The organism is Vibrio sp. 11986-1-5, assembly GCF_963878025.1.
GTDB classification, from domain to species: Bacteria; Pseudomonadota; Gammaproteobacteria; order Enterobacterales; family Vibrionaceae; genus Vibrio; species Vibrio injensis.
Window position 1 is genome coordinate 51338 of record NZ_CAWNVW010000002.1, and the last position, 25886, is coordinate 77223.

A 25886-nucleotide genomic window follows, 5' to 3' on the forward strand; every position below is an offset into this window, starting at 1 on the left:
CTGCCCTTCAATCAGCGTAAAAAACGCGCTTACTTAAACCCCTGCTCTTTCTTTATCAAATCATAAGCATGTTGGATCTCTTGTGATTTCTCTTTTGCCATGTTCATCATCTCAGGGGGTAAGCCTTTAGCCATCAATTTATCTGGATGATGCTCATTCATCAATTTACGATAGGCCCGTTTAATGGTTTGTACATCTGCATCTTGATTGACTCCCAGAACGGAAAAGGCATCCGCCAATCTATCTCGACTAGAGGGTTGCTGCCATTGACTTGAACCCGATGACCCGCCCTGCTGACCGGTAAAACCACCACTTTGCTGAAAACGAAATGCCGCTTCTTGCATACGTAATCGACGCTCTAGTTGATCGGATGAAAATCCAAGTCCCTGAGCAATTTTATGTAGAACCTGACGCTCACTAGGATGTAAATCACCATCAGCAAAGGCAGCAGAGATTTGTAACTCAAGGAAGAATTGCATTAAATCAAAACGACCACCCGTAAAAAAACGGACATTTTCTAATGTTTGCTGCAAAGGAAAATCCGCTTCTTTACCTTCTCGAAAAGCATCTTGGGCAGCGCGGCGCTGATCGCCATGCAAATTCATTCTGTCCATCATGATGCTGGCTAATTGAATCTCTTGCTGGGTGACTTGACCTTTAGCTTTGGCAACGTGTCCCATTACTGCGAAAGCAGATTTAAAGAATTCTTCTTGCCTTTCGGTTTGTGTTGGTCCTGAACTGAACTGCCCATTAGCAAACGGGTTTTGGCTTCGATAGCGAGCCTTATCAAACTGGTGGCCAAGAAATAGACCAAAGATTGCGCCCAATGGGCCGCCAAATAGCAGGCCAAAGAAAGCGCCAAGAATTTTGCCAAAAATATGCATTATGTGCTCTCAATCTATGAATTTTTTAGGTGTGCTGTGGTCTGATAGTGCCGGGAGCGTTATTTTCCTTTATGATAAGGAAGCATTTTATTGACTTAACACTCTTAAAGTCGGAATCAAACAGAACAACAGGATAGTACAACTCGATGTCACGTTTTTCCCGCACATTTTTAGCCGCTTCGATCAGCGCCGCGCTCTTTGCGCCACAGACTCAAGCAGAAGCAACGGTGGATAACAGTGTGCAGGAACTGCCCACTCTTGATCAATGCTTAGTGAATGAACCCGAGTCGGAAAATCCGAATCCACAGCCTATCAAGGTCAAAGCGGATAAGCTAGAAGCAATTAGTGGTCAACGCGCGACTTATTCTGGCGATGTCGTCGTTTTACAAGGACAAAAGCAGATCCGCGCTAACAATGTGACACTCCATCAACAAGAAAATATTGTTGTGGCTGAAGGCAATGTAACCTTTAGTGATGGTCAGGTAAAAGCAACCTCAGATAGAGTGACCAATCAACTCAATATTGATCAAATCACATTAGAAAACACCCAATACCAGTTTTTATGTCAACCTGGTCGTGGCCATGCGGCTTATATCGCTAAAACCGGTAAAGCTATTTACGAGATTGAAGATGGCTCCATCACCTCTTGTCCAGAAGGTGATAGCGCTTGGCGTTTGCGTGCTTCCAGTATTGACGTTGACCAGGACGCTGAACAAGCGACGTTTTATAACCCTCGTTTAGAGATCCAAAACGTCCCCGTTTTCTATTTACCTTATCTGACGGTACCGATTGGTGATACTCGTAAAACGGGTTTTCTCTATCCAGATATTTCCTATGGCTCACGTGATGGTTTTGAAATCTCTGTCCCTTTTTATTGGAATTTAGCACCTAACTACGATTTAGAAACCACTTTGCGGTATATGGATAATCGTGGAACTCAGTTAAATACGGTGTTTCGTTATCTCACCGAATTTGGTTCAGGTAGCCTTAAAGGCGAATTTTTACCTGATGATGAATTACATCCAGAACAAGGGAAACGTTGGGGTTTTCAATATCGCCATGATGGTATTTATCAACAAGCATGGAAGTTAGATCTGGATTACTCACGCGTTAGTGATGTCGAGTATTTTTCCGATTTAAGCTCAGGGATTGGTAATCGAGAAGACGGTCAACTGATGCAACAAGCACGAGTGACCTACCGCTCTGCGGCTTGGGATACCTCACTACTCGCGAGAGATTTTCAAGTATTAACCGATAGAGATAACCTTCCCTATCGATTGATGCCGCAAGTTGCCTTCAATTACTACGCACCAGAGCTGCTGCGCTATCTAGACTTGGACATAAAAAGCCATATTTCACGTTTTGAAACTGATGCGATAGGTAAGCCTTCAGCTACTCGCGCTCATATTGAACCCGGCATTACCATTCCACTTGGTAATACTTGGGGAACATGGACGACAGAAGCAAGACTGTTAGCGACCTATTACCAACAAGATTTATCTGGGGTAACCAGTAATGATTACCAAGACCTAGAAGAAAGTGTCTCAAGGGTTATTCCTGAATTCAGAACACATGCAGGTATCGTCTTAGAACGAGACACCACGTTATTTAATGGTTATACCCAAACGCTTGAACCACAAGTCCAGTACTTGTATGTTCCTAAAGAAAACCAACAAAATATCTCACGCTATGATACCACGTTGCTACAAACCGATTACTACGGTCTATTCAGAAGTAGAAAATACAGTGGCGTAGACTTTATCTCTGCCGCCAACCAAATTAGCTATGGCGCATCAACACGGTTTTTTGATGACCAATACAAAGAACGATTGAACATCGCCTTTGGACAGATCTTCTATATCGATAAAGGTTTAAAATCGAGTAATACCGATACGAGCCAAGTGGAAGATACGCAATCGAACTATTCCGCTTGGGCAGTGGAAATGGATTTCAATTATGATGATTTTCTCTTTTATCATGGCGGTATTCAGTACGATATCGATACTAGCGCAATGCAGCTGGCCAACAGTACACTGGAATACCGTTTTAACGGGGGTTACTTACAAACCAATTATCGTTATGTTACCAAAGAGTATATCGAAGACACGGTGGGCGATAGTATTCCGGTAAGCAGTATTACTCGGCGAGGAATATCTCAAGCAGGACTGCTTGGCGGCTATCAGCTTTCTGATAAATGGCATGTTACTGGACAATATTTTTACGACATGACCACCAATGAAGCATTGGAATGGCTGGTTGGGATTCGCTATACCTCCGATTGCTGGTACATGGGCTTTTCTTACAGTAATCAGTTAAAAGACTGGAAGCGAGCACCAAGTGACACTTATCTGGGTTTCGAAGATCCAAACTATGAAAATAACTTTAGCTTTAACATTGGTATTATCGGTTTTGGCACCAAAGTGAGTTCCAGTGAAAGCATGGCTGGAATTAAAAGTTCTGATAACTCCTTGGGTTATGGACGCCCATTTTTCTTAAATAACTAGGGCAGTATATTTGGGCACCTTAGCCCTAAAAATCTGAATTTTTCGCATAATAACCGTGACGTGATCAGCAATGATTAACGCTCGATAATGAATAGGATTTCTAATGAAACTGTGGACATTTGCTTTATATACATTAACCAGCTTAGTAAGCATTGCGACAGTGCAGGCTCAACCTGTTGAGCTTGATCGCGTAGCAGTGATTGTTAATAGTGGTGTGATTTTGCAAAGCGATATAGACAGTGCGCTATTAACGGTGAAAGCTAATGCAAGAACAAATCAACAAACTCTTCCACCCGAAAACATCTTGCGTGAACAAATCATTGAAAAGTTGATTGTCGATACTTTACAACAACAGGAAGCCGATCGTATCGGGGTACGTATTGATGATAATACCCTAAACGACGCGATTGCCGAAATTGCCCATAATAACCAACAGACACCAGAACAACTTCGCTTATCGATCGCTGAACAAGGATTAACTTACCCAGAGTTTCGCGAACAGATCAGAAAAGAGATCGCCGCGAGTGAAGCTCGTAACGCATTAGTACGCCGCCGTATTAACATTATCCCAGCCGAAGTCGATACCCTAGCGGAGTTACTCGCTCAAGAAACCAGCGCGACCGTACAGTATAAAATCAGTCATATTCAACTGCGTTTTAATGATGGGCAAGACAAATCCGAAGTTGAAGCACAAGCCAATAAATTAGTAGCAGAACTCAACCAAGGTGCCGATTTTAGTACCATGGCTATAACCTATTCAAAAGGCCCACGAGCATTACAAGGCGGTGACTGGGGTTGGATGCGTAAAGAAGAAATGCCGACGATCTTCGCCGATCAAATTAAGATGCAGAATAAAGGCAGCATTATTGGTCCATTTCGCAGTGGCGTTGGTTTCCACATTCTAAAAATCGATGACATCAAAGGCTTAGAAACCGTTGCGGTAACGGAGGTCAATGCACGTCATATTTTAATTAAACCAACCATCATTTTGAGTGATGAAGGCGCCAAAAATCAACTCAATGATTTAGTACGTCGCATCAATGCTGGCGAAGCGAGCTTTGCTGAATTAGCCCAACAATATAGCCAAGATCCCGGTTCTGCAGCGCAAAATGGCGAATTAGGTTATCAAACGCCTGAATTGTATGTCCCTGAGTTTAAACATCAAATTGAAACGCTTCCAATTGGAAGAATTAGTGAACCCTTTAAAACCGTACACGGCTGGCATATTGTCGAAGTCTTAGATCGCCGCGAAGTTGACCGTACTGATGCCGCGATGAAAAATCGGGCTTATCGCATTTTGTTTAACCGTAAATTCAATGAAGAAGCCAGTACTTGGTTACAAGAGCTGCGCGCCGGGGCTTTTGTTGAAATCCTACAGGACGATCAAGATGACGATTAAACGCATCGTCGTCACCGCCGGCGAGCCCGCTGGTATCGGCCCTGATTTAGTACTGGCATTATCACAAAATGATTGGCCACATCAATTAGTGATTTGCGCCGATAAACAGATGCTCGCAGAACGCGCCAAAGCATTGGGAATTGCAGTAAAGCTACTTGATTATCAGCCCGATCAAAAAGCCACACCGCAAAAGGCGGGGTATTTGTTGGTTGACTCCATTGCCGTATCAGAAAAGGTTATTGCTGGACAACTTAATCCAGCGAACGGACATTATGTATTAAAAACCTTAGAAAGAGCCGCATTAGGCTGTATGAATGGTGAATTTGATGCTATTGTCACCGGCCCAGTGCACAAGGGCGTAATTAATCGTTCAGGCGTCGCTTTTAGTGGTCATACCGAGTTTTTTGCCGAGCTATCCAATACCCCATTAGTGGTGATGATGCTGGCAACCGAAGGACTACGCGTCGCTCTAGTGACTACACATATTCCATTGGCTAAGGTCTCTGCCGCGGTGACTGGTGAACGTCTAGAAAGCATCATTCGTATTCTCCATCAAGATTTGGTGGAGAAATTTGCGATTGCTCAGCCAACGATTTATGTTTGCGGTCTTAATCCTCATGCAGGAGAAGACGGAGTACTGGGGCATGAAGAGATAGATACCATCGCTCCAAGCTTAGAAAAGCTTCGTCAGCAAGGTATCGACTTAGTAGGCCCTTTACCAGCAGATACCATCTTTAGCGAAAAATATTTGCAAAAAGCGGATGCCGTTTTAGGAATGTATCACGATCAAGTTCTTCCTGTATTAAAATATAAAGGCTTTGGTCGTTCGGTTAATATTACCTTAGGCTTACCTTTTATTCGAACCTCGGTGGATCATGGAACGGCGCTCGACTTAGCAGCAACGGGATTAGCCGACATGGGCAGCTTTAAAACCGCACTAGAACAAGCAATTGAATTAGTTGATAAAAAAACGCAATAACTTTGAGAACACTATGAGAAATGATGTCCATTTAGGGCACAAAGCGCGTAAACGTTTTGGTCAAAACTTTTTAAACGATCCTTATATTATTGATGGGATCGTGTCTGCTATTAATCCTCTGCCAGGACAGAATTTAGTAGAAATTGGTCCAGGTTTAGGAGCCATTACTGAGCCAGTAGGCCGTGAAGTCGATAAATTTACGGTAATCGAACTCGATCGTGATTTAGCCGAACGTTTGCGTAACCATCCCGAATTGTCGCATAAGCTGACCATTCACGAAGGTGATGCGATGCGTTTTGACTTTCAGCAATTGGTTAAACCCAATAATAAACTGCGTATTTTTGGCAACTTGCCGTATAATATCTCGACGCCATTAATGTTCCATCTATTTGAATTTCATAAAGAAATTCAAGATATGCACTTTATGCTGCAAAAAGAGGTAGTCAATCGCCTTTCTGCAGGGCCTGGTAGTAAAGCGTATGGTCGCTTGACCGTTATGGCACAATATTACTGTAAGGTTGTCCCAGTATTAGAAGTACCACCGAGTGCCTTCGTTCCACCACCAAAAGTTGATTCTGCTGTGGTTCGCTTACTGCCTTACGAGGAATTACCACATCCAGCAACGAGTTTAAAATGGTTGGATCGTGTCGTACGTGAAGGATTTAATCAACGCCGTAAAACGGTACGTAACTGCTATAAAGGGTTATTGGATGATGAAGCCTTTGCGCACCTTGCAATCGACTCAACGATGCGTCCAGAGAATCTGACATTAAAACAGTTCGTATCGATGGCAAATTGGCTTGATGCCCAGCATACTCAACCCGCATAAATAGAATAGGATGGCTCAAACGCCATCCTCTATTTTCTTCGTTTTGTCATCCGAATCAGGAGTATTTATGGATATTACTCATCCTTGCATCAAGATTCAGGTTCAAACTAAGTACGTGCCCGAACAATCCCATCCTGAAGCGCACCGCTACGTCTTTGCTTATCTTATTACTATAAAGAATCTCAGCACTGAAACCGTGCAGCTCATTAGTCGCTCTTGGTTAGTGACTGACGCTAACGGAAAGCAAATGAGGATTGAAGGGGAAGGTGTCGTCGGTGAACAACCGATTATTGCCGCTAATGATGAGTACACCTACACCAGTGGCACAGCATTAGAAACGCCCGTTGGCGTTATGCAAGGCCATTATGGAATGCTCAATAGCCTTGGCGAACCTTTTCTTGCTGAAATAGAACCCTTTCGTTTAGCGGTCCCCAACGTACTGAATTAACGGAGTTTGTGTGGCAAATTACATTGTTGGTGATATTCAAGGCTGTCTAGATGAGCTGCAGCTATTGCTTAAACAGGTCAACTTTCATCCCACCAGTGATACTTTATGGCTCGCCGGTGATTTGGTCGCTCGCGGACCAAAATCACTAGAAACACTGCGTTTTATTCGTGAATTAGGACCGGCGGCAAAAGCGGTGCTCGGCAATCATGATTTACATCTATTAGCTGTGTCACTAGGCATTCACCCTGCCAAGAACAAAGATAAAACCTTAACTATTTTTGCTGCGCCTGATGCAGATGAATTATTAGATTGGATTCGTCAGTGGCCACTCTTGTTAGAGCACCCCGAGTTTGTCCTTACTCATGCAGGGATCTCTCCTCAATGGGATTTGCAGACCGCTCGTAAAGCAGCCCAAGAGGTAGAAGCCATATTACGTAGCCAACGATGGTCATGGCTACTGACGAATATGTACGAGAATACTCCTGATCTGTGGAATGACGATTTACAAGGGATTGAGCGTTATCGCTATATCATCAATGCGTTCACTCGCATGCGCTTTTGCTTTTTTGATGGGCGTCTTGATATGGCGTGTAAACTTCCTCCCGCTCAAGTGAGTAGTCACGAGCTGATGCCTTGGTTTGCCCTACCCCAACGGATTGAATTAGAAAAAACGGTAATTTTTGGTCACTGGGCGGCACTTGAAGGATACTTTAGTCCGAAGGTAATTGGCTTAGACACTGGCTGCGTATGGGGCGGGCCGCTGACCATGTTACGTTGGGAAGATAAACAAGTCTTTCAGCAGCCGGCATTGGGTTCTAGGTTCTAGGTTCTAGGTTCTTCAGCCTCGCGTTCTAAGATAACAAAATCCATCGAATACACATTTTTGTCGTCTGCCGGGCAGTGCTCACGGTAACATTCACGCCAATTCGTTCCCCAATCAGGAAAGTGAGTATCACCTGCTAACTCTGCATCAATGAAAGTAAGATAAAGTTTATCCGCTTGCGCAAGGCATTTGGCATAAATACTACCACCACCAATAATCATCACTTCATCAACCTCCCCCGCCTTGACTAGAGCGGCTTCGACAGAAGCAACCACATCCACGCCATCGATGATCAGTGTAGGATCTCGGCTGATCACGATATTATGACGTCCAGGCAAGGGGCGTCCGATCGATTGATAGGTTTTACGCCCCATAATAACCGTTTTCCCCATAGTACAGCGTTTAAACCACACAAAGTCCGCCGGTAAATGCCACGGCATTTGGTTATCTTGGCCTATCACTCTCTCGTTTGCCATCGCGGCAATCATACTGATGATCATCTCTCTATTCCTGCTTCTGCTTCTAGACTATGGGTTTACGACGATAGAATAACAGCCCTGGTATCGCTAGGCCAACGGCTAATCCAGCAATGATAAACATCGCTTTTAAAAAATTCTCCATTAAACTCGCAAACAGCTCAGGTTTAAAACCTAGATGGTGAATTTCTACCATCGCAATCATTGCCTTATAAGCAAATACACCAGGCACCATGGGAATTAATGCAGCGACAGTAAACACTTTAGGATGAGCCAAAAACCGTCTCGACCACTGAACACCAATCATGCCAACAATCCCAGCAGCAAAGAGACTCGCCCATTCAATAGGAATACCAAAGTGCAACATGAGATAACGAGAGCCATGACCAATAGCTCCGCCTAAAGCGCAATACTTTAATGCTGGGACCGGGACATTAAAGATCAACGCAAACCCAACAGCAGGAATCGAGGCAAACAACATATCGTTGATTAACCCTAGTAATAAATCCCAACTCACCAGCTCTACCATCCCCACACTCCCGTCACGCTCATCGCGGCAATAATCCCTAAACTGGTTGCTAAGGTCAGTAAACTCGCCATCACAAAGCGAGCGATGCCCATATTAATATAACCTTTCAGCATATCAGAAACTGAGTTGATCAATGGGAAGCCCGGTACCAGCATTAATACTGAAGACGCCATTACGATGGTTGGCTTATTGCCAAGCTGGTAGATCACCGCTTGAGTAGAAATGAGTGACGTAACAAACGCTGTCGCCGCAAAATTAAGTAAAGGGTTAAATTGGCGATGACCGATCTCTTGGCGGACCATCATACCTATCGCCGAAGCGATAAAAGTCATGAAAAACACCATTCCATCACCACCAGCTAAACGACTGAATGCCGCACATGACAGGCCAATCATTATCACCACTAGCCAACGGTTATAACGCTCTGGCGTTATTCGTTCAAGTTTGTGCTGTGCCATCGAGTAATCTAATAATCCGCGCTCCATCAAAATACAAATACGTTGAATTTGGGTCACGACTCGCATGTTGATTCCTCGATCCGCACAGCGACGAGCTGTCGTAATACAATGCTGTTGATAAACGGTAGTCACCACTAATGAGCTCGCAGAGAGCGAAACTTCAACTTCATCCATGCCTGAAGCAAGCCCCATACGGCGCATAATATCGCCAACCAAAGTACTTTCTGCGCCATGCGCTAGTAGCATTTGTCCCGCTTGAGCAATCAAACGTGAAATTGCTCGTTGTTTGGATGTCATGATTCCATTCCTAACTACCTCAATTTACCGAAAGCCTAGTTTGCAACAAAATGTGTCGTTACGATATGATTTAGAATATAAAAAAGCCGCAATCAAGATTGCGGCTCACTAACTTTAAATATCAAGCAGATCATTCACGAACATAAATAACATGACCGTCGTCTTCTTCATCATCCCAATCGTCGTCATCGTCATCTTCGTCAATCACTTGCTGACCAGCCATGGCATCTTTGTGGTAATCATTCCACATAAATTCCACTTTTTGCTCTTCAGAGATCTCTTCTTGCTGACGAGGTAGGGTTTCCATAAAGTCAGCTAACTTCATGCATAGCTCTTTGGTACCCTGACGATTAATAGCAGAAATTTTAAAGTACTGATCTTCCCATCCCAATGCGTCCAAGACATTCTGAATCACTTCATTCGCTTCTTGCTCTGGCATTAGATCCGTTTTATTGAACACTAACCAGCGTGGTTTTTTCGCCAGTTTCTCGCTGTATTGCTCAAGTTCATCAAGGATCGTCAGTGCATTTTGCACTGGATCACTTTGATCCGCAGGCATGATATCGATCATATGCAGTAGCACTCGGCAACGCTCTAGATGTTTAAGAAAGCGAATACCTAGCCCAGCACCTTCCGCAGCACCTTCAATCAACCCTGGAATGTCAGCAACCACAAAACTTTTTTCAGGAACGACACTCACTACCCCTAAACTTGGGATCAAAGTGGTAAAAGGATAATCTGCCACTTTAGGTTTGGCCGCCGAAACAGCGCGAATAAAGGTTGATTTACCCGCATTAGGCAAACCCAACATACCGACATCCGCTAACAGAAGTAGCTCTAAACGCACTTCTCTGACTTCACCTTTGGTGCCCATACTTTTTTGACGAGGAGAACGGTTGACCGAAGATTTAAAACGAGCATTACCTAAACCGTGCCAACCACCTTTCGCGATCATCACCTTTTTACCATGCTCAGCAACTTCAGCGATCACCTCATTGGTATGGATATCGACCGCCCGCGTTCCAACAGGAACCCGTAGTACCTTATCTTTACCACGCTTGCCGGTACAGTTTGCGCCACGCCCATTTTCTCCGCGCTCAGCGTCATAGAAACGCTGAAAACGGTAGTCAATCAGTGTATTCAGGTTTTCATCAGCCAGTATATAAACGTCACCGCCGTCACCGCCGTCACCGCCGTCTGGACCACCGTTGGTAATGAATTTTTCACGCCAGAAACTGACGACGCCGTTGCCACCATCACCAGCCTGAACTTTTATTACCGCTTCATCAACGAATTTCATTTGTTACTCCGCACAATTTGCGTTGCAATACCATTATTAACTAACGGTATAAATTTTAGCAGAACTCATCACGAGATAAACGATCACGCCTTTCTGCTTTAGAACACATAACAAGTAGACCCATTAGTAAGGGATCACTGGTTATAAGCACTTTGCTGATAAATAAAAAACCCCACCAAACGGCAGGGCTTTTAAATTCAGCGAGAAACTAAACTTATTCAGCTTCGATGCTAACGAATTTACGGTTCTTAGGACCTTTCACTTCAAATTTCACTTTACCATCAGACAAAGCAAAAAGAGTGTGGTCTTTACCGATACCAACGTTACTACCAGCGTGGAACTTAGTACCACGTTGACGTACGATGATGTTGCCTGCTAATACAGCTTCACCACCAAAACGCTTAACACCAAGACGTTTACTTTCTGAATCGCGGCCGTTACGAGTAGAACCACCAGCTTTTTTGTGTGCCATTGTTAAACTCTCCTAATAACTTAAGCGTTGATACCAGTGATTTTCACTTCCGTGAACCACTGACGGTGACCTTGTTGCTTACGAGAGTGCTTACGACGACGGAACTTAACGATTTTGATTTTATCGCCACGACCATGTTGTACCACTTCAGCAGTCACTTTACCGCCCTCTACAAGAGGAGCACCAACTTGAATTGCTTCACCATTAGCGATCAGAAGAACTTTATCAAATTCAACTGTTGCGCCAGTTTCAACGTCTAATTTCTCTAAGCGAAGAGTTTGACCTTCGCTAACACGGTGTTGTTTACCACCAGATTGGAAAACAGCGTACATATTTTACTCCGCTCTTTCCGCACAGCCTATGCTAACATTTTTGAGCAAAAAGGGTGTGCGCTAAACTAATCATCAATAGGGCGCAGATTCTACGTGAATGGCGTCCCCATGACAAGCCATATTTAAAAAAAATTGGCGAAAAGCTAATCGCCAAACAAAAGTGCGGCAATCATGCCTTTAAGCCATGTATTAATCAATATTTTTTAGTGTATTATTCAACAACTCAAGCAGAACATAATGCCTTACAAGCTCTAACTTCAGCCGGATTTATGATGGATTTTAAAGCTATCCAAGCGCTTACTGCCGATGACATGGCAAAAGTGGATAAAACGATACTTGCTCAACTCAATTCTGACGTTTCCCTTATCAACCAACTGGGGTTTTATATCGTCAGTGGTGGCGGTAAACGCCTACGTCCATTACTGGCCATTTTGTCCGCCAAAGCCTTAGGTTACCAAGGTGAGGGCCACACCATGGCTGCCGCGTTTATTGAATTTATTCACACGGCAACTTTATTACACGATGATGTCGTTGATGAATCCGATATGCGCCGTGGTAAAGCCACTGCGAATGCAACGTTCGGTAACGCAGCTAGCGTACTGGTCGGCGATTTTATCTACACTCGCTCTTTTCAAATGATGACCGAGCTAGGATCAATGAAGATCCTCAAATTAATGAGTCATTCGGTCAACGTTATCGCTGAAGGTGAAGTTCTGCAATTAATGAACTGTAATGATCCGGAGACTACGGAAGAGAGTTATATGCAGGTCATTTATTCAAAAACTGCTCGATTGTTTGAAGCCGCTACGCAAATTGGAGCCATGTTATGTGATGCCCCTCCGGAAGTTGAAAAGGCTATGCAAAACTACGGTAAATATTTAGGTACTGCCTTCCAATTGATCGACGATGTTATGGATTACACCGCCGATGGCAAAGAAATGGGCAAAAACGTCGGCGATGATCTCGCAGAAGGAAAACCAACGCTACCTTTGCTGCATGCCATGCGTAATAGCCAAGGAGAGCAATCAGCGATGATTCGTGAAGCGATTGAAAAAGCCAATGGGATGGAGAAATTAACGGCGATTTTAGCGACAATGCAGCAAACCGGTTCATTAGAATACACCACCGCTAAAGCTCTACAAGAAGCCGATAAAGCAATTGCTGAATTAGCTATTATCCCCGACAGTGACTATAAACAAGCGCTGATTGCTTTGGCACATATGGCGGTAAAACGCAGTAAGTAATAAAAAACCTTAGGCTACGCCGTGATTATTGCTTCTTCACTTGTCGCTCTGAGTCAAACCAATAAAGCGACAAGTGAGTCCTTTTGTTAACTAAAACCACCCTTGCCACATTAAACCAAAGGCAAATAAAGCACAGAGAGTTAACGTACCAGCACCGAGTTTCTCTCGACCAAGAAAAGGCTGCACCCCCTGTTCTCGTTTGGCTTTAATATAAAAAGCGATACCAGGCAGATACAATAACGTCGAAAGTAATAAATAATGCAATCCAGAGGCATACAATAACCAAGCGCCATAGAGAGTCGCGCCGCACCCGATGAGTAAAATTTTTCCTTGTTTAGACTCATTAAGCGCCAGCTTCAGAGTATAAGCCCCTACCAAAAAGTACGGCACCAAGATCATTTCCGAAGCAAAGATCAATAAGGTGTCGTAGGTACTACCAGCAAACATCACGATGATCAGTGAGACTTGGATACAAACGTTGGTTAACGTCAACGCACTCGCGGGGCTACCTGCAGCGTTTTGTTTCGCCAACCGTGCTGGGAACATACCATCTTTTGCTCCCAAAAATGGCGCTTCCGAAGCCAATACCGTCCAGCTCAAAAATGCACCACACACAGAAATAATTAAACCAATCGCAATAATATACTGTCCCCAAGGACCCAATATCTCGGTTAGTACTCTGGCCATCGACGGATTCTGATAGCTGGCCAGTTCTACGGGAACAATCACCCCCATTGACAGCAATGTTACTAAGACATAAATGGCTAACGCGGTCAGTAAACCAAAAATCGTCGCTCGCCCAATATCGCGCCGTACTCGAGCCCGGTTAGAAACAACCACCGCACCCTCAACACCAATAAACACCCAAACCGTAATCAACATGGTCGCTTTGACTTGCGACCATAAATCGTGCTCAGATCCAAAGTGAAGTCCGGTAAAGTCAACCGTAAATGTCTGCCAACGAAAAGCAACCATGGCACATAAAATAAACAGCACCAACGGGATCATTTTCGCGCAAGTCGTCACTAAATTGATCAACGCTGCCGTTTGTACTCCGCGTAAAACAAGCCCGTGTACCAGCCAAAGAAGTACCGAAGCACCAGCAATCGAGATCAACGTATTACCATCACCAAAAATAACCCGATCAGGCGTATCAAACAACATGCCGAAAGTACTAAAGACAATCACTAGATAGGAAACATTAGCGACCATCGCACTGAACCAGTATCCCCAGGCCGAACAAAATCCGGCGAAATCACCAAAACCTGCCCGGGCATAACCAAACACACCGCTATTGATCTCTGGTTTATGTATCGCTAATTGTTGAAATGATAGAGCAAGGAAGATCATACCTATTCCGGTAATACCCCAACCAATCATCACCGCCAAAGGACTCGCCACTGCCGCCATATTTTGCGGTAAGCTAAATACCCCTGCCCCAATCATAGAGCCGATAACCAAGGCGGTTAAAGAGCCTAAACCCAATTTGTTATCCATGATGATTTCCAACCTGCTTCTGGAAAACGCTATAGTAGTCAGAAATGGCCTTTAATAGCAGACTCGACGTGATCCACTTCACTAACAAAGTCAAAGTTTTTCCACATTCATTGCCAACGATCAAATCTGCGTCAGATTGCGCCATAAAATCGCCTTAGCGACCATAAAAAAGGCCAGATAATACTATTTTTTCAGCATTAATGAATAAAAATTTAACTCTATACCAATTTTATGACTACTGAAATGGATAAAAAATTGAGACAATCAAATGGTTAATCATGACGAAGACAAAGAAAAAACGACTCAGAACATCGACCAGAGAACATCAAGAATGACATTGCCCTCTTAAGTCTATGGGAGGAGAAAGTAAGGATGGTTAATGGCAGCTTTAAATCATAGGAGCTTCACGCAGAAAAAATGCCGCTAAGTTAAACTGCGGCATTGTTGATGTCTTTTATGCTCTGCCATGACGACGACCAATACGTACACTGGATAAACGGCATGACAAATCAAATCATCTAACGATGGTTATTGTTATTTAACGAACTCAACACCGATCTCAATATCTTTATTGAGCGTTTCTAACATACCATCAAGTGCTGCTTTTTCGAAATCACTCAATGGTCCGTAGCTAAGCACTTCCTCGATACCATTTTTACCCAGTTTAATCGGTTGAGCAAAGAATGAAGCGTGTTCGCTGCCGCCTTCCACATAAGCATACTCAATCACTGATTCACCTTGTAATGCTTTCACCAAAGACAGTCCGAAACGGCAAGCAGCCTGTCCCATCGAGAGTGTCGCTGAACCGCCACCCGCTTTGGCTTCCACCACTTCAGTACCTGCATTTTGGATACGCTTAGTGAGCGCCGCGATTTCCTGCTCAGTAAATTCAACACCATCGACTTGTGATAGCAAAGGCAGAATCGTCACACCAGAGTGTCCCCCAATCACAGGAACGTGAACTTGGGTAGGATTTTTGCCTTTTAGTTCAGCAACAAACGTTTCCGAGCGAATGACGTCTAACGTCGTGACACCAAACAACTTGCGCTTGTCGTAAACGCCAGCTTTTTTCAATACTTCAGCCGCGATCGGCACTGTTGTATTGACTGGGTTAGTAATGATCCCGATGCAAGCCGTTGGACAAACATTGGCAATTCGTTCAGCGAGTGATTTGACGATCCCGGCGTTAACATTGAAAAGATCCGCACGATCCATTCCCGGCTTACGAGCCACACCTGCCGAAATTAGCACGACATCCGCTCCTTCTAATGCAGGAGTTGGATCTTCACCGCAATAACCTTTGATCGACACCGGCGTCGGGATATGGCTCAAATCCGCAGCCACACCCGGCGTCACTGGAGCGATGTCATACAGAGCAAGATCTGAACCAGCAGGAAGATGATTTTTTAATAACAGAGCTAGGGCTTGACCGATGCCGCCAGCGGCACCAATAACAGCGACTTTCATCGTAGTTCTCCTTGAGAGTAAATCTCTTATATATGTTTTGGTAGGGTATCTTTTTATCTGATTTATCCGATGTCAAAAAGCTATAGCAACTACATCTTGATTACAATCAATTAACCTCAGCTTTGCGACTTTGCGCAATTCCTCATGAATAGACCACAGTCAGTGAAGCATTATGCGAGGATTCATGAGGAATGACAAAGTATTAGCGACCATCTACGGAGCCAAATCACCTAGGATGACAATAGCCCGTCAGTAAGAGCGTAACCTGTATTGCAGAAGCGGCAAAGTAAGAAGGATATAAACGTAAATACGGTATTTTTACAGTGACCATTTAGACACTTTTCGACGATAATTTGCCTCTCTGTCGTGAGCTATGTGACAATAGCCATTAATGGTTGAACAGCAAAAGAAAATCCACAATGCGCCCTACAGATAAACAAGATAACTTAGTTCGTGTTTTTAAAGCCTTATTGAAGGAAGAACGCTTTGGCTCACAAAGCGATATTGTCGATGCTTTAAAGAATGAAGGATTCGATAACATCAATCAGTCCAAAGTATCGCGTATGCTAACCAAGTTTGGTGCCGTTCGCACGCGCAATGCCAAAATGGAGATGGTGTATTGCTTGCCTGCCGAGCTTGGAGTACCAACAGTTTCCAGCTCTCTCAGAGAACTCGTTCTCGATGTCGATCATAACAACGCATTAGTCGTGATACATACAGGCCCAGGGGCAGCGCAATTGATTGCTCGTTTACTTGACTCTCTTGGTAAATCAGAAGGTATCCTCGGCGTCGTTGCTGGCGATGATACGATATTCATTACCCCGACAATGAATATCACGACTAAACAGTTATTTATTTCCGTGTGCGAGCTATTCGAATACGCAGGCTAAAGCGCATTAATAACGGGTTACATTGTTAAATTAATGTGACCCAATTCACATCTCACGTATCTTACCATCATCCACAAACCATACATTAAACTAATAATTATCAATCAATTAACCTCAATTAATAACATCCCTAGCCACTAAACAGCGAGCTTTAGCCGATGATAAATTTTTACAATTCTATAATTTATTAAGCATTTTTTGTTATTATCACTCGGCACTTTTTCTGCTTTTCAGCAGAACCAGCGCCAATTGCTAGACCCAAACGACTTGCCGAGGGCACTTACCGTGCAATAACCTCTAGTCATCAGGGGGCAAGGAATCATACCCCCGACAACCGTTCAAGCTCTTTGGGAATAATAAATAAAAGGAAGGGATATTCATGCTATTGAACAAGATCATCAAAGTAGGTGCTATCGCTGCGGCTGTTATGGGAGCGAGTGCGGTTCACGCTCAGGAATTTATTACCATTGGTACTGGAGCCGTAACCGGCGTTTACTATCCGACTGGCGGTGCTATTTGTCGCTTAGTGAATCGCGACCGCCAAGAGCACAATATTCGTTGTTCCGTGGAATCGACCGGAGGATCCATTTACAACGTCAACACCATGCGTAATGGTGAGCTCGATTTTGCTATCGTCCAATCGGACTGGCAATACCACGGTTATAATGGCACCAGTCAGTTTTCTGAACTCGGCCCTTACAAAAAGCTACGCGCGATGTTCTCTTTGCATACAGAACCTTTTAACATCATCACTCGCGCAGACTCCGGCATCAATAATGTAAAAGATCTTGAAGGGAAACGCGTTAATATCGGTAACCCAGGTTCTGGTGATCGTGCCACCATGCAAGTGGTAATGGACGCGTTTGGCTGGACTAATAGCAGCTTCAGACTTGCCTCTGAACTGAGAGGATCCGAGCGTTCACAAGCGTTGTGTGATAATCGTATTGATGCCTTTATCTATATGGTCGGACATCCAAACGGTGCCATCCAAGAAGCGACCACTTCTTGTAACGCTAAACTGGTTTCAGCAACCGGGCCAGAAGTGACGAAAATTGTTGCCGAGCGTCCTTACTACGCCTACAGCACCATTCCTGCAGGAATGTACCGTGGAACCGATAACGAAGTAACAAGCTTTGGAGTTGCCGCAACACTGGTAACCAGCGCTGATGTCTCCGATGAAGTGGCTTACAACGTTGCCAAAGCGGTGTTTGAAAACTTTGATACCTTTACTCGTCTTCATCCTGCCTTTGCCACGTTGAAAAAAGAAGACATGGTTAAAGCTGGTCTTTCTATTCCGCTCCATCCTGGCGCTGAAAAATATTACAAAGAGGTCGGTTTACTAAAATAAATCATGACCCATTGTAGGTAGGCAATCAATCCCCATTTGCTTGGGGGTTGATTGATAAGTCCTACGCATAACATTTTTATATTCGCTATCGACTCTTCCCTCTGCAATCGTACCAATATGGCAAGCTTTACTGAGCACTCGCGTTGTTTTGGGCAGACATTGGATAATTTTTTATTTGCACCGCACCTTCTTCTATTCGCTTTTCAGCGAACATAGTCAAGCTAATACTAAGCTTTGCAGGACCGTTCACTGAGTAGACGTTAGTTAGACAATAGAAAAGGTATGAACCATCAATATTAAGGATAACGTACATGACGCAGGCAACAACTCCGTCGCAGGATGTGCAAGAGATGGTTGCACAAGCAGATACTGGCGCTAGGAATCCACAAGGTTTTTCTGGGCGAATTTTGTGGTTTGTACCACTGTGCTGGTCTCTTTTCCAACTTTGGTATGCTTCACCACTGCCATTTATTTTTAACTTTGCGATTTTAAATGATACCGAAGCTCGCGCTATCCATTTGAGCTTTGCCGTTTTTCTTGCTTTTACCGCTTATCCGGCGTTAAAACATTCTCCCCGTGACCGTATTCCTGCTGTGGATTGGCTCTTGGCCCTTGCGGGCAGTTTCTCGGCAGCTTATATCCATCTTTTTTATACTTCTTTATCCGGTCGCTCAGGCGCACCCACCGATACTGACATCATTGTCGCTGGTATGGGCATGCTGCTGTTACTGGAAGCTACGCGTCGTGCATTAGGCCCGCCGTTAATGTGTGTGGCCGGACTCTTTTTACTCTACACCTTTGCTGGGCCACATATGCCCGACGTCATCGCGCACAAAGGGGCAAGCTTTAATAAAGCCATGTCTCATCTATGGCTAACTACTGAAGGCGTATTTGGTATCGCTTTAGGAGTCTCGACTTCTTTTGTGTTCTTATTTGTACTCTTTGGAGCAATGCTAGAACGGGCCGGAGCCGGGGCTTATTTTATCAAGGTGGCCTTTTCTTTACTCGGTCACATGCGTGGCGGACCGGCGAAAGCGGCTGTTGTCGCCTCAGGACTGTCCGGTTTGGTCTCCGGCTCGTCGATAGCCAACGTAGTCACAACCGGAACTTTTACTATTCCGCTAATGAAGCGCGTTGGCTTTTCTGGCACGAAAGCCGGTGCTATCGAAGTTGCCGCTTCAACCAATGGCCAGCTTACGCCACCAATCATGGGCGCTGCGGCCTTTTTGATGGTCGAATACGTGGGAATCTCTTATGTCGAAGTGATCCGAGCGGCACTGCTGCCTGCGCTTATCTCGTACATAGCGCTTATCTATATTGTCCACCTAGAAGCTTGTAAAGCCGGCATGACTGGCCTACCTCGTCGTCGACCTTCAACGTTACTCAACAGTTTGCTCTCTTTCACTGGCACCATTTTAGGGTTATGTGTCTTGAGTGCGTTGGTCTATTACGGGGTCGGTTGGACGAAGGACGTGTTTGGCGCGGCAGCAACACCTATAGTCACACTCGTACTGTTAGTCTGTTATTTCTTACTGTTGAAAGTCTCTGCTCAGTATACTCACGAGCGTGAATTTAGTTTGGATGAAAACATTCAGGAAATCCCAGACGTTGGCCCGACAGTTAAGTCTGGGCTGCATTACTTACTGCCGATCGTGGTCTTAGTCTGGTGTTTGACCGTTGAGCGCTTTTCGCCGGGTTTATCTGCCTTCTGGGCCAGCGTGTTTATGATTTTTATTTTATTAACTCAAAGGCCAATGATCGCTTGGTTTAATCGCACTAACGATGCCGCTCAACAAGCCAAAGCTGGCGTTACAGACTTACTCGAAAGTTTAGTGTCTGGTGCACGCAATATGATTGGGATTGGTGTCGCGACTGCAGCCGCTGGTACCGTGGTTGGTGTGGTTACCTTAACGGGTATTGGCTTAGTGATGACCGACTTTGTCGAGTTTATCTCTGGCGGTAACATTATGTTGATGTTGCTGTTTACTGCCGTGATCAGCTTACTTTTAGGTATGGGGTTACCAACCACCGCCAACTATATCGTCGTATCGACATTGATGGCTCCGGTGATCGTTACCTTAGGTGCACAGAATGGTTTGATCATCCCATTGATTGCCGTACACCTATTTGTGTTTTATTTCGGTATCTTAGCAGACGATACACCACCTGTCGGTCTAGCTGCATTTGCCGCTGCGGCGATTGCCAAATCAGACCCCATTCGTACTGGTATTCAAGGATTTACCTACGATATTCGAACCGCCATTCTGCCATTTATGTTTATTTTTAATACCCAATTATTACTGATGGGTATTGAGTCATGGTGGCACTTAGCATTAACGGTTGGATCCTCAATCATCGCTATGCTGTTATTTTCAGCGGCGACTCAAGGCTGGTGGTTTACCAAAGCAAAATGGTGGGAAGTGCTGTTATTGTTGCTACTAACCTTTAGCTTTTTACGACCCGGTTTTTGGTGGGATAAAATTTACCCAGCTAAGTATCAATACCCAGGCACAGACTTAGCCTACATCGTCGATAAAGCACCAGTAGGTCAACCAATTGTGATGATCGTCGCCGGGGAAACCTTAATGGGTGATTATGTGTCGAAAACCGTGCAACTGCCGTTTGATGATCGAGCATTAACGGCGAAAGAACGGATTCGTTCGATGGGGCTTACCGTGAATAAGATCAATAATCGAATGTTGATTGACGCTGTTGAATTTCGTAGCCCAGCTGAAGCGGCAGGGATCGATTTTGATTGGGAGGTCCGTACGGTAGTCGTAGATAGTGATCGTCCAATGAAAGAGTGGGTCTTTGTCCCTGCACTGTTGCTGACCTTACTGCTTGGCTGGAATCAAAGACGTCGAGCTCTCAGAAAAACGGCGGTACAACCTTAAACCATCATGACTTTGCTTTCCTCTGCTTATCGAATCAGTAGGGGAAAGCCATACAGAGATCAAAAACTATGTATAAACATATCTTAGTACCCGTAGATTTAAATGAACAAGGCTTTGCTGATAAAGCCGCGCAAAGTGCAGTATGGCAAGCGAGGCACAGTGGTGCTCAAGTACACCTTTTAACGGTACTGCCCGGTATTCATATGTCGATGGTCGCAACTTATTTCCCACGTGATGCAGCCAATAAAATGAAACAAGATGTCGCGCAACGCTTACAAGCGTTTGCTCAGCAGTATCTGCCTGAAGATATTCATTATCAGTTACATGTCGCTGAAGGTAAGCCCTACACGACCATTCTTGAATATGCAGAAAAGCTCGAGGCAGAGTTAATTGTCATGCCCAGCCATAAGCGCTCGCGAATGGATAAAGTGATGCTTGGTTCGGTAGCCAGCAAGGTCGTCGAGAACGCCCCCATCCCCGTTTTAGTCATCAAACCGCAAGGTTAATCACCAAAAGGAAGACTCATCGATTTTACCGATGAGATTAATTGTTCGATTCCCCTTTTCTTTTTGAGAATAATTATCAATAATGTTTACATCAAGAAGAAATAGGTGGGATCGGATCATGAAAAAAACACTCAGCTTTGCTGCTATTCACTTTACCATCGCTTTTACTATCGCTTACCTACTGACGGGCGATATCATTCTCGGTAGTTTAATCGCTATGCTGGAACCGATGGTCAATACTGTCGCTTTTTATTTCCATGAACGAGTATGGACTCAACATCCAGCACTGCAACGTTACGCAGGCAAGACTCGGATAAAAACCGCCAGCTTCGCCGTTATCCACTTTAGCGTTGCTTTTGGTATCGCTTATTTGCTCACTGGTAGCTGGTTAATTGGCGGTATTATGGCAATGATTGAACCTAGCTTTAATACTTGTGCTTACTACTTTCATGAGAAAGTATGGCAAAGTCTGCATCCACAGAAAAAAGGCACCGACAAACATTTTGGCTGTGCGCACTAGATAATGATCGGCTCCGCCAATAGCGTTATAACGGAAAATGAGTGACACACAAAGTGTCACTCAATGCCAGTTTAACGGAGGCTTGTTGTCCATCTAACTCAACATCAATCGTATAAAGATCTTCAGGATTCGGTTTTTCTGCGTCGTAATACCGAGGAGCATCGACTTGGAAAATAGCCGTTACATGATCACTACGTACATCTATCGGTAAATGGTAAGTCATACCATCAAAACGAACTGCCGCCGACACTAAACCAGTCGCGTAGGTAGTAAAGTAAAGATTCACTAACAGCTCACAACCACCACCATGATGCCAGATTTGCTCTGTCGTTAGATGCTCAAGGCGTAAGTGAGAAATAGCCTGTAAATAAGGCGCTCGCCAAATACCAATCCTCGAGTCATATGCAACTCGCTTTTCTTCACCAAGCGGACAAATCGGCTCTTCAATCAACCAATCGTCTTCCTGATGTAAGAATAAAATTTCAAACCGATTTAGGCCTAACTTAAGTAGCGAACGGATCTCTTTTTTATAACGATGTTGCGTTCCGTCACAATCAAAGATAGCGGCTCCATTAAGGCGCACTTCGGCTGGATAATCGATGCCTTCTATCACGACATCAATAGCAGCAAACGCTAAGAGATGGTCATCGACTTCAATATCATGCATTAAATGCCACTCTTGCTGCGCTAATTCATGCTCAGCGAATTCACTTGGCAAGGCGCAACTGAATGGATTAGGAAAATAAAGATCAACTTGAGGAATGGATACGTCTGTCAGAGGAGAAAGCTGCCATGGACCAGAAAGAGAAAACTGCATTGTCATCGATTGTCTTGAGCAAATTTATTTCATATATACCTGAGCGGGATCAAAAATACCAGCCGGTTGACTGGTATTTACTATGACAAATTAATTGCTCACAGTGGCAACATTAACGGATAACGGCCACTGAGTATTAGGCTTGTTCTTCGTCTTCGTCATCTTCTTCTGGATAAAGGGCATCTTCACCTTCGTAATACGTCCCCCAACCATCGTAGATAACATCAAACTTTTCAGCTAACTCGACTAATTTTGCGACTTGCTGATCGATCGCTTGAGGGTCCAAAACCGATTGCATGGTCGCATCAAAGCAGAACAGTTTATGACCATCTTCATCTTCAGTCTCTTCAGCTTCTAATACTTCAAAACCCAGTTTAAAAGCTTCAACAGCAGCCTTTTCTAAGATTTCAAAATCTTCAGCAAACAAGTGATGCTCAATATCGTACAAGGCTTCTGGATCACTGCCGTCGTCGAGTAGCGCTTGAATAATATCGCGAGTCTCTTCTTTTTGCATTTCAATAAAGGCTTCAACAGAGAGATATTCATCTTCATGAGACATAATGGTGACTCCAGAGTTTATAAATAGGCTCAAAAAATTAGCGCGAAATATCGCACGGATCGTCAATAATTACTACCGAGAAAAGCCGCTTTACCCCAACTTCTCGTGTAAGCGGCCGATTTTATTCCGTCAATTATTCTGTCCCACCTACGGTTAAGGCATCCAACTTTAACGTTGGCTGGCCGACACCGACTGGAACACTTTGCCCCGCTTTACCACAGACACCCACACCGCGATCAATACTCAGATCATTGCCAACCATTGAGACTTGCTGCATCGCTTCAATACCAGAGCCAATTAATGTTGCTCCCTTGATCGGACGTGTCACTTTGCCATTTTCAATCAAATACGCCTCAGAGGCCGAGAAGACAAATTTTCCAGAGGTAATGTCCACTTGACCACCACCAAAATTAGGCGCGTAAATCCCCTTCTTGACACTGGCAATGATCTCTTCTGGAGTATGCTCACCGGGTAACATATAGGTATTGGTCATGCGAGGCATCGGCAAATGAGCATAGGATTCACGGCGACCATTCCCCGTGGGGGCAACACCCATTAGATGCGCATTATGCTTATCTTGCATGTAACCTTTAAGAACGCCTTTTTCAATCAGCACATTGTATTGGCCGTGAACCCCTTCATCATCGACATTCAATGAACCACGTAAATCTTTTAACGTGCCATCATCGACAATCGTGCACAGTTTAGAGGTCACTTGCTGCCCGATTTTTCCAGAGAAAACAGAAGAACCTTTACGATTAAAGTCCCCTTCTAAACCATGCCCTACCGCTTCATGCAGTAAGACACCTGGCCAGCCAGAGCCCAATACTACAGGCATGGTGCCAGCAGGAGCAGCCACCGCTTCTAAATTCACCAACGCTTGGCGAATGGCCTCATCGGCATAAGCAAAAGCAATTTTTTGGCCGTTTTCTTCATTTAAAAAGTAATCATAATTAAATCGACCACCGCCCCCTGCACTGCCACGCTCACGACGGTCGCCTTTTTTAGCTAACACGGAGATCGATAAACGCACCAACGGACGAATATCACCAGCATAAGTGCCATCGGTTGCTGCCACCAGCATCTGTTCATGAACCCCACTCAGGCTCACCGAGACTTCTTGAATCAAAGGTTCTTTGGTTCGAATATAAGCATCGAGCTGTTGCAGTAGCTCGGTTTTTTTCTGTTTTTGCCAATTTTCTAATGGATTATCCGCCGCATAATACGCTTGGTTATCATGGCGTCGGAATGCTTGCACTTGACCATTTTTGGCTTGAGTCGCAATGCCTCGAGCTGCAATCGCACTTTGTTTTAATCCATCAAGTTGAATTTGATCCGAGTAAGCAAAACCGGTTTTTTCACCACTGATCGCCCGTACGCCAACCCCGCAATCGATATTAAATGAGCCATCTTTAATAATGCTATCTTCTAAAACCAGAGATTCATGCCAGCTCGATTGAAAATAAAGATCAGCATAATCAATATCACGAGTCATGATACTGGCTAGCGTATCAGCAACATCCTGTTCAGTCAGGCCCGTTGGGGCGAGTAACGCTTGTTCAATACGGGTAATACTCATAGCGGATTCTTTTTCTCTATAAATTGATGATGAAAACGTGTGTGCTCAAGCACCGGCATGTTTTGACGAATAGTTTGCAGCGAGCGTAAATCAATATCGACCAAAAGATTATCGGCTTCATGACCGAGAAAAGCGGTGATCTCCCCCCAAGGATTGACCACCATCGAATGTCCCCAAGTCTGTCTTCCGCCGGAGTGCTGGCCTGTTTGTCCAACGGCGATGACCCAGCACTGGGTTTCAATCGCTCTCGCTCGTAATAACAGTTCCCAGTGAGCTTGACCAGTCACCGCAGTAAACGCAGCCGGGATCAGCAAAATTTGTGCACCTTTTCGGCGTAGCTCACTGTATAACGTAGCAAAGCGCAGATCATAACAAATCGATAAGCCTAAATTAGCTAATCCCGTGTTCGCTACCACTACGCGCTGACCTGCGCAAAATAGCGCAGATTCGCGATAACAACGATGCTGATCAGCAACATCAACGTCGAATAAGTGTAGCTTATCATAGTCTGCCAGCCATTCGCCTTGAGGTCCGAATAAAATCGAGGTACTGGTAAGGCCATTTGAGCGCCGAATGGGTAAACTACCCAGCAATAAATACACCTGATGCTGTTTAGCCAATCGAGAAAAATGCTGCTGAATTGGTCCAGTCATTAATGGCTCGGCATTTTGCTGATATTGGTCGTGACTGGCAAATAAGGCTGCGTTTTCCGGGGTAACAATCAATTGCGCGCCTTGATCCACCAGTTTTATCACCTGCTGTTCAATGTAATTTAGATTATCATCAACAACATGATTGGACGTCATTTGTATTAATCCGACTCGCAACATGATCC

25 protein-coding genes are annotated in these 25886 nt (G+C 44.5%); 12 read left to right on the plus strand and 13 right to left on the minus strand.

Going from position 1 to position 25886, the window contains the following annotated elements; genetic code table 11:
* Window positions 1-29: 29 nt before the first annotated feature.
* A complete protein-coding gene (gene djlA, locus AACS00_RS00860) occupies window positions 30-884 on the minus strand; it encodes a co-chaperone DjlA (RefSeq protein ID WP_072669019.1) in 855 nt (284 codons plus the stop codon).
* A gap of 146 nt (window positions 885-1030) precedes the next feature.
* Between djlA and lptD the strand changes: the two genes are divergently transcribed.
* The 6 genes from lptD (at window position 1031) to apaH (ending at window position 7869) form a co-directional block, all read left to right on the plus strand.
* The gene (gene lptD, locus AACS00_RS00865) at window positions 1031-3388 is read left to right on the plus strand and encodes an LPS assembly protein LptD (protein ID WP_110168185.1); all 2358 of its coding nucleotides are present in this window, start codon (window positions 1031-1033) and stop codon (window positions 3386-3388) included.
* 103 nt (window positions 3389-3491) lie between these two features.
* Window positions 3492-4787 (plus strand): peptidylprolyl isomerase SurA, encoded by a 1296-nt coding sequence (surA, locus tag AACS00_RS00870; protein ID WP_110168186.1) that lies wholly within the window; start codon window positions 3492-3494, stop codon window positions 4785-4787.
* On the plus strand, window positions 4777-5766 hold the full coding sequence (gene pdxA, locus AACS00_RS00875) for a 4-hydroxythreonine-4-phosphate dehydrogenase PdxA (RefSeq protein WP_110168187.1): 990 nt from the start codon (window positions 4777-4779) through the stop codon (window positions 5764-5766). Before surA ends, pdxA begins: the two co-directional genes overlap by 11 nt.
* Before the next feature lie 13 nt (window positions 5767-5779).
* A complete protein-coding gene (rsmA, locus tag AACS00_RS00880; protein WP_110168188.1) occupies window positions 5780-6595 on the plus strand; it encodes a 16S rRNA (adenine(1518)-N(6)/adenine(1519)-N(6))-dimethyltransferase RsmA in 816 nt (271 codons plus the stop codon).
* Between the two features lie 67 nt (window positions 6596-6662).
* Complete coding sequence (gene apaG, locus AACS00_RS00885; RefSeq protein WP_072669024.1) at window positions 6663-7043, plus strand: Co2+/Mg2+ efflux protein ApaG; 381 nt, start codon at window positions 6663-6665, stop codon at window positions 7041-7043.
* A 10-nt stretch (window positions 7044-7053) separates the two neighbouring features.
* Entirely contained in the window at window positions 7054-7869 is an 816-nt protein-coding gene (gene apaH / locus AACS00_RS00890) for a bis(5'-nucleosyl)-tetraphosphatase (symmetrical) ApaH (RefSeq protein ID WP_110168189.1), read from the plus strand.
* On the opposite strand, the gene folA is transcribed toward apaH, so the two are convergent.
* The 6 genes from folA to rplU form a co-directional block, all read right to left on the minus strand.
* Entirely contained in the window at window positions 7866-8366 is a 501-nt protein-coding gene (gene folA / locus AACS00_RS00895; protein WP_110168190.1) for a type 3 dihydrofolate reductase, read from the minus strand. The genes apaH and folA overlap by 4 nt on opposite strands.
* 22 nt (window positions 8367-8388) lie before the next feature.
* The gene (locus tag AACS00_RS00900) at window positions 8389-8862 is read right to left on the minus strand and encodes a threonine/serine exporter family protein (protein ID WP_161425480.1); all 474 of its coding nucleotides are present in this window, start codon (window positions 8860-8862) and stop codon (window positions 8389-8391) included.
* A gap of 2 nt (window positions 8863-8864) precedes the next feature.
* A complete protein-coding gene (locus tag AACS00_RS00905) occupies window positions 8865-9626 on the minus strand; it encodes a threonine/serine exporter family protein (RefSeq protein WP_110168192.1) in 762 nt (253 codons plus the stop codon).
* Between the two features lie 130 nt (window positions 9627-9756).
* Window positions 9757-10926 carry an Obg family GTPase CgtA gene (gene cgtA / locus AACS00_RS00910; RefSeq protein WP_072669028.1) on the minus strand — a complete coding sequence of 390 codons (1170 nt, stop codon included), beginning with the start codon at window positions 10924-10926 and terminating at the stop codon, window positions 9757-9759.
* Between the two features lie 214 nt (window positions 10927-11140).
* Window positions 11141-11398 (minus strand): 50S ribosomal protein L27, encoded by a 258-nt coding sequence (gene rpmA, locus AACS00_RS00915; RefSeq protein WP_072669029.1) that lies wholly within the window; start codon window positions 11396-11398, stop codon window positions 11141-11143.
* A gap of 20 nt (window positions 11399-11418) precedes the next feature.
* Window positions 11419-11730: a 50S ribosomal protein L21 gene (gene rplU, locus AACS00_RS00920; RefSeq protein WP_004396080.1), complete on the minus strand. Its 312-nt coding sequence runs from the start codon at window positions 11728-11730 to the stop codon at window positions 11419-11421.
* Window positions 11731-12002: 272 nt separating this feature from the next.
* On the opposite strand from rplU, the gene ispB reads away from it, so the two are divergent.
* Window positions 12003-12974 carry an octaprenyl diphosphate synthase gene (gene ispB / locus AACS00_RS00925; protein ID WP_072669071.1) on the plus strand — a complete coding sequence of 324 codons (972 nt, stop codon included), beginning with the start codon at window positions 12003-12005 and terminating at the stop codon, window positions 12972-12974.
* A 90-nt stretch (window positions 12975-13064) separates the two neighbouring features.
* On the opposite strand, the gene AACS00_RS00930 is transcribed toward ispB, so the two are convergent.
* Together AACS00_RS00930 and mdh are read right to left on the minus strand one after the other, a co-directional pair.
* Window positions 13065-14471, minus strand: coding sequence for a basic amino acid/polyamine antiporter (locus tag AACS00_RS00930; protein ID WP_110168193.1), 1407 nt, complete (start codon window positions 14469-14471; stop codon window positions 13065-13067).
* Window positions 14472-15005: 534 nt separating this feature from the next.
* On the minus strand, window positions 15006-15938 hold the full coding sequence (mdh, locus tag AACS00_RS00935; protein WP_072669031.1) for a malate dehydrogenase: 933 nt from the start codon (window positions 15936-15938) through the stop codon (window positions 15006-15008).
* A gap of 419 nt (window positions 15939-16357) precedes the next feature.
* Between mdh and argR the strand changes: the two genes are divergently transcribed.
* The 5 genes from argR (at window position 16358) to AACS00_RS00960 (ending at window position 22096) form a co-directional block, all read left to right on the plus strand.
* Window positions 16358-16828, plus strand: a complete 471-nt coding sequence (gene argR / locus AACS00_RS00940) for a transcriptional regulator ArgR (RefSeq protein ID WP_072669032.1) — start codon at window positions 16358-16360, stop codon at window positions 16826-16828.
* A 379-nt stretch (window positions 16829-17207) separates the two neighbouring features.
* Window positions 17208-18176, plus strand: a complete 969-nt coding sequence (locus AACS00_RS00945) for a TAXI family TRAP transporter solute-binding subunit (protein ID WP_004396086.1) — start codon at window positions 17208-17210, stop codon at window positions 18174-18176.
* 311 nt (window positions 18177-18487) lie between these two features.
* Window positions 18488-21070 (plus strand): TRAP transporter permease, encoded by a 2583-nt coding sequence (locus AACS00_RS00950; RefSeq protein ID WP_110168195.1) that lies wholly within the window; start codon window positions 18488-18490, stop codon window positions 21068-21070.
* Between the two features lie 68 nt (window positions 21071-21138).
* Window positions 21139-21576: a universal stress protein gene (locus AACS00_RS00955; protein WP_072669035.1), complete on the plus strand. Its 438-nt coding sequence runs from the start codon at window positions 21139-21141 to the stop codon at window positions 21574-21576.
* A 118-nt stretch (window positions 21577-21694) separates the two neighbouring features.
* Complete coding sequence (locus tag AACS00_RS00960) at window positions 21695-22096, plus strand: DUF2061 domain-containing protein (protein WP_004396088.1); 402 nt, start codon at window positions 21695-21697, stop codon at window positions 22094-22096.
* A 25-nt stretch (window positions 22097-22121) separates the two neighbouring features.
* Here AACS00_RS00960 and AACS00_RS00965 read toward each other — a convergent pair whose 3' ends face one another.
* The 4 genes from AACS00_RS00965 to AACS00_RS00980 form a co-directional block, all read right to left on the minus strand.
* Window positions 22122-22913, minus strand: coding sequence for a glycosyl hydrolase 2 galactose-binding domain-containing protein (locus tag AACS00_RS00965; RefSeq protein WP_110168196.1), 792 nt, complete (start codon window positions 22911-22913; stop codon window positions 22122-22124).
* 136 nt (window positions 22914-23049) lie between these two features.
* Window positions 23050-23472 (minus strand): ribonuclease E inhibitor RraB, encoded by a 423-nt coding sequence (gene rraB, locus AACS00_RS00970; RefSeq protein ID WP_004396090.1) that lies wholly within the window; start codon window positions 23470-23472, stop codon window positions 23050-23052.
* Between the two features lie 133 nt (window positions 23473-23605).
* Entirely contained in the window at window positions 23606-25051 is a 1446-nt protein-coding gene (gene tldD, locus AACS00_RS00975) for a metalloprotease TldD (RefSeq protein ID WP_110168197.1), read from the minus strand.
* A complete protein-coding gene (locus tag AACS00_RS00980; protein WP_110168198.1) occupies window positions 25048-25881 on the minus strand; it encodes a carbon-nitrogen hydrolase family protein in 834 nt (277 codons plus the stop codon). The genes tldD and AACS00_RS00980 overlap by 4 nt, the downstream gene beginning before the upstream one ends.
* Window positions 25882-25886 lie beyond the last annotated feature (5 nt).